The following is a 13,897-nucleotide window of genomic DNA, read 5'->3' as shown; positions in this document are numbered from 1 at the left end:
ACCAGGAATGCCTCGCATGCACCACTGGATCCTCACCGGCCTGCTTGTGCTTGCCGGCATGCCCGCCAGCGCCTCCGATCTGATCGACTTCTGGGATACACCTCGCCATGGCGGCAACAGCTTCAATCGTCTGCCCCCGGACCAGGCCTACTTCGACGCCCTGAAAGGCTACGGTGCCAGCTGGGTACGCCTGTCGTACGACAAATGGCAGCCGGCCAAGCGCGATTTCCTGTTGGGCAATGCCGACGATTACCAGGGCCTGGCCGCCAGCGACCTGCGGCAACTGGTCGAAGTGCTCGACCGCGCCCACGCCGCGGGGCTCAAGGTAGTCATCACGCCACTGTCGCTTCCCGGCATGCGCTGGGCGCAGAACAATGACAATCGTTTCGATGACCGCCTGTGGTAGGACAAGCGTTTCTGGGCCCAGGCCGCGCGTTTCTGGCGTGACGTTGCCCTGGCGCTCAAGGATCACCCGGCCGTCTCCGCCTACAACCTCGTCAATGAGCCTGCGCCTGAGAAGCAGGGTGGCCTGGCCGAGCATGCTGACCTCGCGCTGATGAAGCAGTGGTACGCCCGCGAGCAGGGCGGGCCGCGTGACCTGCCTGCGCTCTACCGGCAACTGTTGGCGGCAATCCGCGAGGTCGATGGCAAGACGCCGGTGATGGTCGATGCCGGCTGGTACGCCGCTGCCGACGCCTTCGGCTACTGGCCCGCGGCACTGGAGGACGAGCGCGTGCTGTACAGCGTGCATATGTACGAGCCCTATGCCGCCACCAGTGCACCGAACCTGGCGCGCCGCCAACCATACGCCTACCCGGGGCCGGTACCATTCGCCGGGAAGACGCAGCAGTGGGACGCCGGCCAGGTCGCGCGCTACCTGGAAAAGCCGGTGGATTGGGCCGCTGCCATCAAGCTGCCGCGTTCGCGCCTGGTGGTTGGCGAGTTTGGTTGCATGCGCCGCCTGCCCGGTTGCCGGCAATACCTGGAGGACGTGCTCACGGCGCTTGATCGCCAGCAGTTGCATTGGGCGTTCTACAGCTTCCGCGAAGACAGCTGGGATGGCATGGACTACGAACTGGGTTCGGCCAAGGTGCCCTGGCGGTACTGGCAGGCGATCGACAAGGGAGCGCCTGACCCACTGGCGCGCAAGGCCGCGGCGGAGTTCGAGCCAATCCGTCGGCGTCTGCAGCCCGGAGTCGCCCCTTGAAATGTCTTGCAACGTCGTTGATGCGGGTATATACACGTATCCATGCTGACCAGTGAATGCATCTGTACCCATCTACGTCGTGCCGCCCGTGGGGTGAGCCGGCATTACGACGAGGCCCTTGTCGGCTTCGGCATCAATGTCGCCCAGTTTTCCCTGCTGCGTCATGTCCAGCGCCTCGACCGCCCCAGCATCACTTGCCTGGCCGAGGCCATGGGCCTGGAGCGCAGCACCTTGGGCCGCAACCTCAAGGTGCTAGAGGCCGAGGGCTTGGTGCGGCTGGCCGACGGAGAAGACCAGCGCAACCGTGTGGTGCTGTTGAGTGAGGCGGGCAGGGCATGCCTGGATGCTGCCTACCCGGCCTGGCAGCAGGCCCAGGAGCAACTGGTGAAGCGGCTGGGTGAGGGGCAGCGTGACGAGTTGGTGCGCTTGCTGGAGCAACTTGCCTGATACACGACGATTAAAAGCGGGTATATACCCGCATCAACCTTGCGATGGGCTGGAGACAACGACAATGACTTCCCTTTGGCGGATCAGCGGTTGGGTACTTCTGGGGGCGGCGCTGATCCTCGCGCTGTCGCTGGGGGTGCGGCATGGTTTCGGCCTGTTCCTGGCGCCGATGAGCGCCGATTTCGGCTGGGGCCGCGAAGTATTCGCCTTCGCCATTGCCCTGCAGAACCTGATCTGGGGCCTGGCCCAGCCGTTCACGGGGGCCCTGGCTGATCGCCTGGGTGCGGCCAAGGTGGTGATCATCGGCGGCATTCTCTACGCAGTCGGGCTGGCGATGATGGCCTTTGCCGATTCGGCCTGGTCGCTGTCGCTCAGCGCCGGCCTGCTGATCGGCATCGGCCTGTCCGGCACTTCGTTCTCGGTGATCCTCGGCGTGGTCGGCCGCGCCGTGCCGGCGGAGAAGCGCAGCATGGCCATGGGCATCGCCAGCGCAGCCGGCTCTTTCGGTCAGTTCGCCATGCTTCCCGGCACCCTGGGCCTGATCCAGTGGCTGGGTTGGTCGACAGCCTTGCTGGTGCTGGGCTTGCTGGTAGCCTTGATCGTGCCGTTCGTGGGCATGCTGCGCGACCGCCCGCTGCCCAGCCATGGCGCCGAGCAGACCCTCGGCCAGGCATTGCGTGAAGCGTGCGCACATTCCGGTTTCTGGTTGCTGGCGCTGGGCTTTTTCGTCTGTGGTTTCCAGGTGGTGTTCATCGGCGTACACCTGCCGGCCTACCTGGTCGACCAGCACCTGCCGGCGACTACCGGCACCACCGTGCTGGCGCTGGTTGGCCTGTTCAACATCGTCGGCACCTACACCGCGGGCTGGTTGGGTGGGCGCATGTCCAAGCCGCGCCTGCTGACTGGCCTGTACCTGCTCCGTGCCGTGGTCATCGTGCTCTTCCTCTGGGCGCCGGTGACCCAGTTCAGCGCCTACCTGTTCGGGATCGCCATGGGCCTGCTGTGGCTGTCCACGGTACCGCTGACCAATGGCACCGTGGCCACGCTGTTCGGCGTGCGCAACCTGTCGATGCTCGGCGGCATCGTGTTCCTGTTCCACCAACTGGGCGCCTTCCTCGGCGGCTGGCTGGGCGGCGTGGTGTATGACCAGACCGGCAGCTATGACCTGGTGTGGCAGATCTCGATCCTGCTCAGCCTGCTGGCCGCGGCGCTCAACTGGCCGGTACGCGAACGCCCGGTCGACCGCCTGCAGGCCCAGGCGGCATGAACCGCCTGCTGGGGCGCGGCCTGCTGCTGGTCGCCGCAGTGCTGCTGTTGGCGTTGGTGTGGTGGGGCTGGCACAAGGGCGGCCTGGCACTGATGCAGTTGGGCATGAGCCTGTGTTAAGCGCTACCCTGCACATTCAAGGAATCATGTGCAGGAGACCGATATCATGCATGCGCGCTGGCTGACCCTACCCCTGCTGGCCCTGGCCGCTGCCACTTCGAGCTGGGCGGCGGACTGCCCGGCGCTGCTCCAGGGCAGCCTGCCCGAGCTGCGCGGCAAGGAACAGATCGACCTGTGCCAGCGCTTCGCCGGCAAGCCGCTGGTGGTTATCAACACCGCCAGCTACTGCGGCTTCGCCCCGCAGTTTGAAGGCCTGGAGGCGACCTACAAGGATTACCGCGAGCAAGGCCTGGAAATGCTCGGCGTGCCGTCCAATGACTTCAAGCAGGAAGACGCCGATAGCGAGAAGACCGCCAAGGTCTGTTACGCCAACTATGGCGTGACCTTCACCATGACCAAGACCCAGGCTGTTCGTGGCAAGGATGCTATCCCGATGTTTGTCGAACTGGCCCGGCAGAGCAGTGCGCCGAAGTGGAATTTCTACAAGTATGTGGTGGATCGCAAGGGCAAGGTGATCGGCAATTTCTCCAGCCTGACCAAGCCGGATGATCCGGCGTTCAGGGCGGCGATCGACAAGGCGATTGCTTCGCAGCCTTGAGGGCGCTCAGGGATAGGCGCGGGGAGTCGACATGCGGGGCGAAGGGAGATTAGCGCTATTCAGGGTGTACAGTCAGTGACACCAGCCGGAGGACTACTGGCCGAACCATCAGCACACAGAAAAACGCCACTGGCATTGCCAGTTGATAAGCCTTTAGCACATCGTGCAGGTAGTCGGCATCGATTCCGCCGTTGGCTGCGGTAATCACAAAGCACATCAGCAGCGCCATGATGGCCGACATGTAAAAAGCAAAAACATAGGGCGTTGTGGCTCGGTGCAGCTTGCGTCGGCGGCGCTGGGTGACGAATCCAGTCATGTTACTTCCTCAACGATGGGGTGGAGGCGCAGGTTAGCAACGAGTGTGCGAAGTGCTGTAGACCTTGATTGGTGAGTTCTTTATAAAGAGAAACTTACGAATCAGCCAGGTATCCCATGGACCTACTCAACGCCATCCGCAGTTTCATCAAGGTCGTCGAGGCTGGCAGCATCGCCGGTGGAGCGCGCAGTCTGGGGCTCACTCCAGCGGCCGTGAGCCAGAACCTGGCGCGGCTCGAGACACACCTTCAGGTACGGCTGTTGACCCGGACTACTCGCAACATGGCCCTGACACCGCCTGGCAGCTTGTACTACGAGCGTGTACGGCAGATCGAGCGTGACCTCGCCCAGGCCGAGCAGGCGGTTGCAACGCCGGACAGCGAACCTCAGGGGCGGCTGTGCATCGCCTCGACCTCGGCCTTCGGCCGGCATGTGCTGGCGCCGTTGATCCCGGCATTCAGCGCCCGCTACCCGCTGCTTTCGATAGAGTTGGTGATGGCTGACCGTAAGGTCAATCACGCCCTCGAAGATGTGGATGTCAGCCTGCGCATCACCCCGCAGTTGGAAGACCACCTGCTGGCCCGGCATATCGCCCGTATTCCATTTATTTGCTGCGCGTCGCCTGGCTACCTGGCCAGCGCTGGGCGGCCCACCACCCCGGAAAACCTGCAAGACCACAGTTGTCTGGTGTTCCGCTACCCAGTGGATGGGCGCTTGCTGCCCTGGGGCTTCATGCGCGACGGACTGCGTTTTGAAGCCCGGTTCGGCAGGGTTTTGATCAGTGACGACATCGATGCGCTGACCCAGATGGCCCTGAATGACGGCGGCATTACTCGCCTGGCGGAGTTCGTCGTGCGTCCGCACCTGGATGCCGGCCGACTGGTGCCGTTGTTTGAAAACAATGGCGGTGGCCAGGCCTATGCGCGGACTGAACCGATGGATGTCTTTCTATGCCTGGCCGACCGCTATGCGCTGACGACCAAGGTGCGTGTGTTCATGGAATACCTGCAACAGTGCCTGGGTGAACAATGGCCGGTGCAGGCATGAAAAAACCGCCACGAGGGCGGTTCTTCATGCAGCGGGTATCACTCAGAAGCGGTAGGTCAGCGAAGCACCAATGCCATGGGCACTGTTTTCGTACTTGGCCTGGTAGCTGCCTTTGAGGCCGGCTTCGGTCGGGCTGTGCGGCTGGTTGTTGACCTTGGTGTCCTCTTCCCACAGGTAGGAGTAGGCGACGTCGATGGTCATGTCGTCGGACGGGCTCCAACCGGCACCGATGCTGAAGATCTTACGATCGCCAGTGGGGATGCGCGGCGAACGGTTGGTGTTGTTGGTCGGCGACTGGTCAACCGAGAAGCCAGTACGCAGGACCCATTCCTTGTTGACCTTGTACGAGGCACCAATGGCGTGAGCCCAGGTGTCGTGCCAGTTCTGCTCTTCGTTGATAGTCGCGAACTGCCCGGCAGGGCCTGCCGGCACTTCGTTGTTGACCGTGATGTTCTCCAGGCGGCTCCAGCGGGTCCAGGTGCTGCCTGCGTACAGGGTCCACTGGTCATCCAGCTCGTGGGTGACCGAGAAGTCCACCGACTCGGGGGTCTTGATCTTCAGGGTGGCATCGAACTTGTTGCCGTCCAGGCCAAGCAGCGGGTAGCTGACCTTGGTCTTGCCTTCGAGCTTGTAGTCGACCATCGAGTGGTAGGTCAGGCCGACGCGGGTGCGGTCGGTGGCCTGGACCAGGATACCGATGTTGTAGCCAACCGCGGTGTCGTCGCCCTTGATCTTCACTTCGCCATCGGCTGGACGCAGCGGCGAGATACTGGCCAGGTTCGATCCCAGTTCACCCTCGATGCGGTTGATGGTCGGGCCGAAACCGATCGAGACCTTGTCGTTGAACGCATAGCTTACGGTTGGCTGGAAGGTCACGACCTGAACGTGGCTTTTCTTGCCCCAGTAGCGCGCGGCATCGTCGCTGCCGTAGTCGGTGACCAGGCCGAACGGCACGTAGACGCCGAAACCGACGCTCCAGTGGTCATCGATGGACTTGACGTAGTAACCCATCGGCACGCCGACCAGAGGCACCATGTCGCCGTCCATTTCCCCCCCTTTGTTGCTGCCGCGTCCGGAAATATCGGACTTGGCGATGACCGCGGCACCACCGACGGTCATCTGATCGCGCTTCAGGCGGGACATGCCCGCCGGGTTGCCATACACGGTGCTGGCATCTTCGGCAGAAGAAGAACGACCCGCAAAACCTGTCCCCATGCCGCTGATGCTCTGTTCGTTCAGGGCAAAGCCGCTGGCGAGCAATTGGCTGGAAGCGAGGGCAACGGCAACGCCGAGAGAGGTTTTGAGCATAACTTTTTTCATTATTAGAAACTCCTTGGGATCTCCGGGGCGAAACGCTACCAACAAATGCCGCGCTGCGCTATAGGCTAGAACGCAGGAGATAGAGCGGTTTTGTAGGACAATCCGACCAAAATTCCGTTTATTCCGGTTGTAGGACGAGGCTGTTCAGGAGGCTTGGGTCAGCAGCGGCTCGATGCACTGGTGCCAGGCGTGGGTGAAATCCCGCAGGCGCCCCTGGGGGTGGAAGGTCTGCCGCCAGATCCGCGCCAGGCCCAGTAGATCGTCGGCGGCCGGTAGCGGCGTGGCCTGCTCTTCTATGAGCATCCAGGCGATGGCGGTGGCGTAGCGCAGGTTGACGGTGAGTTCGAGGTGGGGGCCACCGAGAAAGGCGTGCTGGCTGGCCAGGCCACGGACCAGGCTGGCCAGTTCGGGGTCGCGTGCGAGGTATTCGTCCCACAAACAACGGTGACGGTTCTCACCGATCCGGTAAAGCCCATGGCCGCGTCGGTCATGCAGGGCAGCCCCCAGCCCCGACTGGCTTGCGGCAACGCCCAGTAACAAAGCTTCTGCGCTGTCGCAGTGGCGGCCCAGGTAGATCAGGGTCGGTCGGATCACGTATCGACTCAACTCGTTCGCAGCGATGCCCATGATGGCCTCTTACGAAAAGGGCCGACGGGCGCTGGAGCTTGGCAGCTGGTGAGTGGTCAGGCCCGCCGGAAGCGGCAGGTGCCGCTCGAGTTGAAGTGTAGTGTGATAACTGTGGTGTAAAGGGCTGTTTTTAAATCGATTGCAGCCAGAAGGCGCGGAGCATATGCCCGCTGGCGATTAAGCCAATTACCTTCAGGCTGGCGCGTGCAGGGTGTATTCATGGCGTGAATCACCTGCCATTCATTCATGCGGTCAACGACTGGCGCGCACGCTCGATCACGGCCTGCAGCGGCTCGGCCCGGTTGTATTGGTCCGGGTAGAGGCGCTCGCTGTGGCAAGCCACACCGTATTCGTCGACCAGGGTGAAGCTGAAGCTGCCCTTGCGTGGGGCAACGATAAGGCACTTGAGTGGAGCGAAGGCCTGGGAAAGGGTGCCAAAGGCAGCCTGGATTTGTTGATGGTTACTCATATTGTTGGATGTTCCTGCGTAAGACACGGTGTTTGATCCGTGCACAATAGAAACGTTCCAGTGACGTCTTTATTAAGGAGACGCAGAACCTGACTGGAACAGGGCAGCCAGAGGGGCGCATGCAATAAGTGGCGCTGGGCTGACTGGTAGGTACGACAGAAGGCAGGCAGCACACCGAAACCAGGGTTCTGGGCGTCGGGGAAGATCCTGATCAATCTGAAAACGTGATTCGTGCTGGGCAGGGTTTGCCGAGTGAATCATCGAATGGGCCGGTCCCGATGGGGCAGCGCCTGCTCGTCTTGAGCGCCGGGCTGTAGGGACTAAGTGGCCAGAATGACTTCAGCTGGGTACTAACAGGGCGCAACCCTACGCGAACATACTAGGGTTGGCAAGCTTTTATTTTCTTGCGGGGAGCCGGCCATTATGTCGCCTATTGCAGCTGCTGTGAAGAGGGGCAAATGCCCCGGCAATCGCCTGGATGTGCCGTTTTCGGGCGTAGTCGTGCCGTTTGATGGTGCACTTGTACACACTCGCCCGGAGACTTGTAACGCACTTGCAACATCCTGTGGAAGGCTCGCCAATGACTTGACTGGGGGCTTAAGTCAATGAAAAAAAACACTAATTTTTGCTGGTGAAAAAATCGACAGTTTGACTGAAAGCCCCATTTCACAGGGGTTTGCGGGCTGCCTTGAGGGGTTGTCCACCGACTTATCCACAGGTTCTGTGGATTGTCCCGGGCGCTTGCTCTAGGACGGGCGTGCCAGCTGTTTCATCGATTGTCCGACAATGGGTGGCGCGGTCTGGCATGGGCATTTTCAACGCGAAAACGTCAAGAAAAAATCATCGAAAAAAATGTCGATAAGCCGAAAGTCGCCCGGGCCAGCTTGCAAAAAATCGAGTAGAGTGGCGCGCCTCTCGAGTCACCCTTGCTGTTGGTCATGAAGCTTCGCGGTAAACACTTCGCCAGTTCTGATGCCTCTCCATCGCTGCCGTCCCCCAAGCGCTTTTCCCTGAAAGTGGCCCTGTGGCTGCTCGACAGCCCGCGCCTGGGCGACAAGCCCAGCGTCAAGCACCTGGCCGGGCGCATGCTCAAGCAACCGGCGCGCCAGGGCGTGGTGGTGGCGCAAAGCCGCCTGGGGCAGATGCTCTGCCGCGACTGCGGCAATGCCCGCGACCGGCGTATCGGTCATGAGCTGTTGCGTCAGGCGGCGCGTGCCGGCGACCGCGGGGCACAGCTGGAGTTTGCCCGGTTGTGCCAGGCCCAGGAACCTGAACAGGCCCGTTACTGGTTGGAGCTGGCGGCGGGGCAGGGTTCGCAGGAGGCGCGGCGGTTGTTGCGTCAGTGGTTCCCCGCCTGAACAGGCGCGGGCTTGCCCGTGACAGGGCCGCACAGGCAACCGCGCCAGCAGCCTGATAAGCTGCGCAGCATCAATCAGTGTTCGATCGGGGTTGGCATGACAGTGGATCTGACCAGCATTCTGCTGGGCTTGGTGGCAGGTGCCGTGCCTTGCCTGGGCTGGGTCATGCAGGTACAGCGCGGCCAGGGTGCGCGCAAGGCCGAGCAAGCGCTGCTGGCAGAGCGCCTTACCGCCGCGCAACTGGCCCAGGCCGGCCTGCAGGCGCAGCTGGAGGCCAGCCGTGACGAGATCAGCGATCTCAGCGAGGCCAACACCGTCAAGCAGGCCCAGCTGGCTGCCCAGGGCCGTGAGCTGGAGTTGCTGCAGATCGACCGCGACAACGGCCGCGATGCCGCCCACGCCTGGCACCTCGAACGCGCCAACCGTGAGGCCGAGCTGCGCCGCCTGGAGGCGCAGACGGCGCGCCTGGAGGCCGAGTTGCGCGAGCAACAGGAAAGCCACCAGCAACGCCTGGAAGACTTGCAGGAAGCCCGCGATACCCTGCGCGCCCAGTTTGCCGACCTGGCCACCAAGATCTTCGACGAGCGCGAACAACGCTTCGCCCAGACCAGCCAGCAACACCTGGGCCAATTGCTCGACCCGCTGAAGGAGCGCATCCAGGCCTTCGAGAAGCGCGTCGAGGAAAGCTACCAGCAGGAGGCCCGTGAGCGGTTCTCCCTGGGCAAGGAGCTCGAGCGCCTGCAACAGCTCAACCTGCGCCTGTCCGACGAAGCCACCAACCTTACCCAGGCACTCAAGGGCCAGAAGACCCAGGGCAACTGGGGCGAACTGATCCTGGAGCGGGTGCTGGAGCACGCGGGCCTGGAAAAGGGTCGCGAGTACCAGACCCAGGTCAGCCTCAAGAGCGCCGACGGCGAGCGATTCCAGCCCGACGTGCTGATCATGTTGCCGGGCGACAAGCAGGTGGTGGTCGATGCCAAGGTCAGCCTAACCGCCTACCAGCAGTTCGTCGGCAACAACGACGAGGCTGCGCTCAAGCAGCACGTGCAGTCGCTGCGCAATCACGTCAAGGGTTTGTCGAGCAAGGACTACAACCGCCTGGAGGGCCTGCACAGCCTCGATTTCGTGCTGTTGTTCGTGCCCATCGAGGCGGCCTTCTCGGCGGCGCTGCAGGCCGAGCCCAACCTGTTCCAGGAGGCTTTCGACCGGCAGATCGTGATCGTCAGCCCGACCACCTTGCTCGCCACCCTGCGGGTGATCGACAGCCTGTGGAAACAGGAACGCCAGGGGCAGAACGCCCGCGAGATCGCCGAGCGCGCCGGCTGGCTGTACGACAAGTTCGTGCTGTTCATCCAGGACCTGGACGAGCTCGGCGCCCGCCTGGCCCAGGTCGACAAGGCCTACGCCGCAGCACGCAACAAGCTGTGCGAGGGGCGTGGCAACCTGGTCAGCCGCAGCGAGCAGCTCAAGCTGCTCGGCGCCCGCGCCAGCAAGAGCCTGCCGGCCGAGCTGGTCGAGCGCGCCCTGAGCGATGAGGTCCTTACTGAACCAGGCTCAGATGCCGATTGAGCAGGGCGCGCAGGGCTGCCGGCTTGACCGGCTTGGCCAGGTAGTCCAGGCCCGCCGCATGGACCAGGGCGATGGTTTCGTTGCGCCCGTCGGCGCTGATCACCACGCCGGGCACCGGCTCGCCCAGGCGCGCCCGTAGCCAACCCATCAGCCCGGTGCCGGTCTCGCCGTCATCCAGGTGGTAGTCCACCAACGCCAGGTGCGGGCGCAGGCCCTTGCCGAGCAAGGCCTCGCATTCGGCCTGATTACGCGCGGTCCACACCTGGCAGCCCCAGCGGCTGAGCAGGCTGTTCATGCCGATGAGGATGCTGTCTTCGTTGTCCACGCACAGCACCTGCAGCCCGGCCAGTGGCTGGCCGGCCTGTTCCACGGGTGCGGGCGCTGCGGGCGCGGGGCTGCGGGCGATGGGCACGCTGACGCGGAACACGCTGCCCTTGCCCGGCCAGGAGCGTACCTCCAGCGCGTGCCCGAGCACCCGGCACAAACCATCGGCGATCGCCAGGCCCAGCCCCAGGCCCTTCTCGGCGCGGGTCTGGTGGCTGTCCAGGCGCTTGAACTCCTGGAAGATCACCGCCAGCTTGTCGTCGGCGATGCCGGGGCCGCGGTCCCAAACTTCCAGCCACAGGTGTTCACCTTTGCGTCGGGCGCCGAGCAGGATCGGGCCTTTGCCGTAGCGCAGGGCGTTGGTGAGGAAGTTCTGCAGCACCCGGCGCAGCAGCTTGATGTCGCTGTCGACCCGCAGACGGCTGCCGCGCAGGCGGAACGCCAGGCCTTTTTCGGCGGCCAGTACCTTGAACTCGGTGCCGAGGGTATCGAACAGCTCGTTGAGGGCGAAGGGCTTGATGTCGGGGGTGACCTTGCCGTTCTCCAGGCGCGAGATGTCGAGCAGGTCGCTGATCAGCTCTTCGGCCGAGCGCAGCGAACTGTCCATGTGCCGCACCAGTTGCCGGGCTTCGTCGTTCATGCCCTCGGCCTGCTGCGACAGGGCGGCGGAGAACAGCCGGGCGGCGTTGAGCGGTTGCATCAGGTCGTGGCTGACGGCGGCAAGGAAGCGGGTCTTGGACTGGCTGACCGCCTCGGCGCGGCTCTTGGCCTCGGTCAGCGCCTGGTTCAGCTGCGACAACTCGTGGGTACGCTCGGCGACGCGCTGCTCCAGCCCCTCGTTGGAGTCGCGCAGAGCCTGCTCGGCTTCGCGGAACGGGGTGATGTCGGTGAAACTCATGACGAAGCCGCCGCCGGGCATCGGGTTGCCGATCAGTTCGATTACCCGGCCATTGGGGAACAGCCGTTCTGAGGAGTGGGCGCGGCCCTGGCGCATCCAGTGCAGGCGCCGTGCCACATGTACCTGGGCTTCGCCCGGGCCGCACAGGCCGCGTTCGGCGTTGTAGCGGATGATGTCGGCGATCGGCCGGCCGACGCTGATCAGCCCGTCGGGGTAGTTGAACAGCTCCAGGTAGCGGCGGTTCCAGGCCACCAGGTGCAGGTTCTGGTCGACCACGCTGATGCCCTGGTTGATGTTCTCGATGGCTCCCTGCAGCAGCGCACGGTTGAACTGCAGCACTTCGCTGGCTTCGTCGGCGATGCGCACCACGTCCTCGAGCTGCATGTCGCGGCCTTCGATGGCGGCCTTGACCACGGCGCGGGTCGAGGAGGTGCCGAGCACGCCGGCCAGCAGCCTTTCGGTGTGTTCGATCCAGTCGCCGTCGGCGTTCTGGTTGGGGTTGAAGCCCTTGCCCTGGCGGTAGGCGAAGCGGATGAAGCTTTGCCGGGCGCGCTCTTCGCCGACGAAACGCGCGGCGAGCTTGAGCAGGTCGTCGATCTGCACCGCCAGCAATGGCTTGCTGGAGGGACGGGCGCTGGTCTGCTGGCCGATGAAGCGTCCGGCCTGCCAGTGTTCGGAAACCCGCGTGCGCGACAGGATCGAGACCCAGGCGAACAGGGTGAAGTTGCCCGCCAGTGATAGCACCACGCCTTGGGTGAGCGGGGTGATCGGCAGATTGAGCGGGTTGCCGTGCAGCCAGGCCAGGCCCGGGAACAGTTGCAGCGACCAGCCCAGGCTGTGGGCGGCGATCGGCAGGACCAGGGTGTAGAACCACAGGAAGATGCCGGCGGCCAGCCCGGCGAATACGCCGCGGCGGTTGGCCTGTTTCCAGTACAGCGCGCCGAGCATGGCCGGGGTCAGCTGGGTGACCGCGGCGAAGGCGATCTGGCCGATGGTCGCCAGGCTCGCGGTCGAGCCAAGCAGGCGGTAGCTGACGTAGGCCAGCAGCAGGATGACGACGATGGTCACCCGGCGTACCGAGAGCATCCAGTGGCGGAACACCTCGAACGGCCGTTCGGCGTTGTTGCGCCGCAGCAGCCAGGGCAGCAGCATGTCGTTGGAAACCATGGTCGACAGCGCCACGGCCTCGACGATGACCATGCCGGTGGCCGCCGAGGCGCCGCCGATGAACGCCAGCAGGGCCAGGCTCGGGTGCGCCTCGGCCAGCGGCAGGCTGATCACGAACGAGTCGGAGATCACCGTGCCTGGCAGCAGCATCTGCCCGGCCAGGGCGATGGGCACCACGAACAGTGCGGCCAGGGCCAGGTACAGCGGGAACACCCAGCGCGCCAGGCGCATGTCCTGGGGCTCGATGTTCTCCACCACGGTGACGTGGAACTGCCGCGGCAGGCAGATGATCGCCATCATCGCCACGGCGGTTTGCACCACCATCGACGGCCAGTTGATGGTCTCTTCCCAATAGTCGTTCAGGTGCACCGATTGCCGGGCCTGGGTAAACAGGTCGTCGAAGCCGTCGTACAGGTTGAACACCACGAAGGCGCCCACGGCGAGGAAGGCCAGCAGCTTGACCAGCGACTCGAAGGCAATCGCCAGGACCATGCCGCGGTGGTGCTCGGTGACGTCCAGGCTGCGCGTACCGAAGACGATGGCGAACAGCGCCAGCACCAGCGACACCACCAGCGCGGTGTCCTGCACCCGGCTGCCGGTGGCGTCGGCGTTGGCGCCGATCAGCAGGTTCACCCCCAGCACGATGCCCTTGAGCTGCAGGGCGATGTACGGCAGCACACCAACCAGGCAGATCAGCGCCACCACCACCGCGAGGCTCTGCGACTTGCCGTAGCGGGCGGCGATGAAGTCGGCGATCGAGGTGATGTTCTGCTGCTTGCTGATCAGCACCATCTTCTGCAGCACCCAGGGCGCGAAGATGAGCAGCAGCACCGGGCCCAGGTAGATGGGCAGGAACGCCCAGAGCTGCTCGGCGGCCTGGCCGACCGCGCCGAAGAAGGTCCAGCTGGTGCAGTACACCGCCAGCGACAGGCTGTACACCCAGGCACGCAGGCGCGGCGGCAACGGCGTGCTGCGGCGGTCGCCGTAGAAGGCGATGGCGAACATGATGGCCATATAGGCCAGGGCGACCACGGCGATCAGCCCGCTGGACAACGACATGCAAACTCCGGAGCAAAAAAGAAAACGCGGTCCCGATCAATCAGTCTGGCACGCAGGGCGCGGTTCGTCAGCGCCGACCATGGTCGCAGTGGCAGGACGTCGCAGG

Annotated in this window: 12 protein-coding genes and 1 pseudogene; 8 read left to right on the top strand and 5 right to left on the bottom strand. The window is 63.9% G+C overall.

Going from position 1 to position 13,897, the window contains the following annotated elements; genetic code table 11:
- Nucleotides 1–16 precede the first annotated feature (16 nt).
- From ABZO33_RS15145 to ABZO33_RS15125, 5 genes and pseudogenes are all read left to right on the top strand, one after another.
- Nucleotides 17–1,207: pseudogene (locus ABZO33_RS15145) on the top strand (glycoside hydrolase family 5 protein).
- Nucleotides 1,208–1,249: 42 nt separating this feature from the next.
- Entirely contained in the window at nucleotides 1,250–1,654 is a 405-nt protein-coding gene (locus ABZO33_RS15140; RefSeq protein WP_198754007.1) for a MarR family winged helix-turn-helix transcriptional regulator, read from the top strand.
- Nucleotides 1,655–1,718: 64 nt separating this feature from the next.
- On the top strand, nucleotides 1,719–2,921 hold the full coding sequence (locus ABZO33_RS15135) for an MFS transporter (protein WP_414536687.1): 1,203 nt from the start codon (nucleotides 1,719–1,721) through the stop codon (nucleotides 2,919–2,921).
- On the top strand, nucleotides 2,918–3,040 hold the full coding sequence (locus ABZO33_RS15130; protein ID WP_269451408.1) for a hypothetical protein: 123 nt from the start codon (nucleotides 2,918–2,920) through the stop codon (nucleotides 3,038–3,040). The genes ABZO33_RS15135 and ABZO33_RS15130 overlap by 4 nt, the downstream gene beginning before the upstream one ends.
- Before the next feature lie 46 nt (nucleotides 3,041–3,086).
- Nucleotides 3,087–3,638 (top strand): glutathione peroxidase, encoded by a 552-nt coding sequence (locus tag ABZO33_RS15125; protein ID WP_023632422.1) that lies wholly within the window; start codon nucleotides 3,087–3,089, stop codon nucleotides 3,636–3,638.
- Nucleotides 3,639–3,693: 55 nt separating this feature from the next.
- On the opposite strand, the gene ABZO33_RS15120 is transcribed toward ABZO33_RS15125, so the two are convergent.
- Nucleotides 3,694–3,954 (bottom strand): DUF2798 domain-containing protein, encoded by a 261-nt coding sequence (locus tag ABZO33_RS15120; RefSeq protein WP_414536686.1) that lies wholly within the window; start codon nucleotides 3,952–3,954, stop codon nucleotides 3,694–3,696.
- 116 nt (nucleotides 3,955–4,070) lie between these two features.
- Here ABZO33_RS15120 and ABZO33_RS15115 point away from each other — a divergent pair, with 116 nt between their 5' ends.
- Nucleotides 4,071–5,000 carry a LysR family transcriptional regulator gene (locus tag ABZO33_RS15115; protein ID WP_414536685.1) on the top strand — a complete coding sequence of 310 codons (930 nt, stop codon included), beginning with the start codon at nucleotides 4,071–4,073 and terminating at the stop codon, nucleotides 4,998–5,000.
- Between the two features lie 42 nt (nucleotides 5,001–5,042).
- On the opposite strand, the gene ABZO33_RS15110 is transcribed toward ABZO33_RS15115, so the two are convergent.
- The 3 genes from ABZO33_RS15110 to ABZO33_RS15100 form a co-directional block, all read right to left on the bottom strand.
- On the bottom strand, nucleotides 5,043–6,320 hold the full coding sequence (locus tag ABZO33_RS15110; RefSeq protein WP_046854555.1) for an OmpP1/FadL family transporter: 1,278 nt from the start codon (nucleotides 6,318–6,320) through the stop codon (nucleotides 5,043–5,045).
- A gap of 144 nt (nucleotides 6,321–6,464) precedes the next feature.
- Entirely contained in the window at nucleotides 6,465–6,947 is a 483-nt protein-coding gene (locus tag ABZO33_RS15105; protein WP_414536684.1) for a hypothetical protein, read from the bottom strand.
- A gap of 244 nt (nucleotides 6,948–7,191) precedes the next feature.
- Nucleotides 7,192–7,416: a hypothetical protein gene (locus ABZO33_RS15100; RefSeq protein ID WP_023632427.1), complete on the bottom strand. Its 225-nt coding sequence runs from the start codon at nucleotides 7,414–7,416 to the stop codon at nucleotides 7,192–7,194.
- Nucleotides 7,417–8,354: 938 nt separating this feature from the next.
- On the opposite strand from ABZO33_RS15100, the gene ABZO33_RS15095 reads away from it, so the two are divergent.
- Together ABZO33_RS15095 and rmuC are read left to right on the top strand one after the other, a co-directional pair.
- Nucleotides 8,355–8,774, top strand: coding sequence for a tetratricopeptide repeat protein (locus tag ABZO33_RS15095; RefSeq protein ID WP_414536683.1), 420 nt, complete (start codon nucleotides 8,355–8,357; stop codon nucleotides 8,772–8,774).
- 210 nt (nucleotides 8,775–8,984) lie between these two features.
- Nucleotides 8,985–10,343, top strand: a complete 1,359-nt coding sequence (rmuC, locus tag ABZO33_RS15090; protein WP_414536748.1) for a DNA recombination protein RmuC — start codon at nucleotides 8,985–8,987, stop codon at nucleotides 10,341–10,343.
- On the opposite strand, the gene ABZO33_RS15085 is transcribed toward rmuC, so the two are convergent.
- A complete protein-coding gene (locus tag ABZO33_RS15085) occupies nucleotides 10,315–13,791 on the bottom strand; it encodes a NahK/ErcS family hybrid sensor histidine kinase/response regulator (RefSeq protein ID WP_414536682.1) in 3,477 nt (1,158 codons plus the stop codon). The genes rmuC and ABZO33_RS15085 overlap by 29 nt on opposite strands.
- Nucleotides 13,792–13,897 lie beyond the last annotated feature (106 nt).

This window comes from Pseudomonas sp. CAM1A (genome assembly GCF_047501685.1).
In the GTDB taxonomy this organism is placed as follows: Bacteria; Pseudomonadota; Gammaproteobacteria; order Pseudomonadales; family Pseudomonadaceae; genus Aquipseudomonas.
The sequence above is the reverse complement of the archived record's forward strand: the minus strand, read 5'-3'. Positions and strand labels throughout refer to the sequence as shown.

Excerpts from the sequence above, each read along its gene's own strand:
- ABZO33_RS15135 (WP_414536687.1), top strand. The coding sequence starts at position 1,719 with ATGACTTCCCTTTGGCGGATCAGCGGTTGGGTACTTCTGGGGGCGGCG.
- ABZO33_RS15115 (WP_414536685.1), top strand. The coding sequence starts at position 4,071 with ATGGACCTACTCAACGCCATCCGCAGTTTCATCAAGGTCGTCGAGGCT.
- ABZO33_RS15125 (WP_023632422.1), top strand. The coding sequence starts at position 3,087 with ATGCATGCGCGCTGGCTGACCCTACCCCTGCTGGCCCTGGCCGCTGCC.
- ABZO33_RS15100 (WP_023632427.1), bottom strand. The coding sequence starts at position 7,416 with ATGAGTAACCATCAACAAATCCAGGCTGCCTTTGGCACCCTTTCCCAG.
- ABZO33_RS15120 (WP_414536686.1), bottom strand. The coding sequence starts at position 3,954 with ATGACTGGATTCGTCACCCAGCGCCGCCGACGCAAGCTGCACCGAGCC.
- ABZO33_RS15105 (WP_414536684.1), bottom strand. The coding sequence starts at position 6,947 with ATGGGCATCGCTGCGAACGAGTTGAGTCGATACGTGATCCGACCGACC.
- ABZO33_RS15140 (WP_198754007.1), top strand. The coding sequence starts at position 1,250 with ATGCTGACCAGTGAATGCATCTGTACCCATCTACGTCGTGCCGCCCGT.
- ABZO33_RS15085 (WP_414536682.1), bottom strand. The coding sequence starts at position 13,791 with ATGTCGTTGTCCAGCGGGCTGATCGCCGTGGTCGCCCTGGCCTATATG.
- ABZO33_RS15110 (WP_046854555.1), bottom strand. The coding sequence starts at position 6,320 with ATGAAAAAAGTTATGCTCAAAACCTCTCTCGGCGTTGCCGTTGCCCTC.
- ABZO33_RS15130 (WP_269451408.1), top strand. The coding sequence starts at position 2,918 with ATGAACCGCCTGCTGGGGCGCGGCCTGCTGCTGGTCGCCGCAGTGCTG.
- ABZO33_RS15095 (WP_414536683.1), top strand. The coding sequence starts at position 8,355 with ATGAAGCTTCGCGGTAAACACTTCGCCAGTTCTGATGCCTCTCCATCG.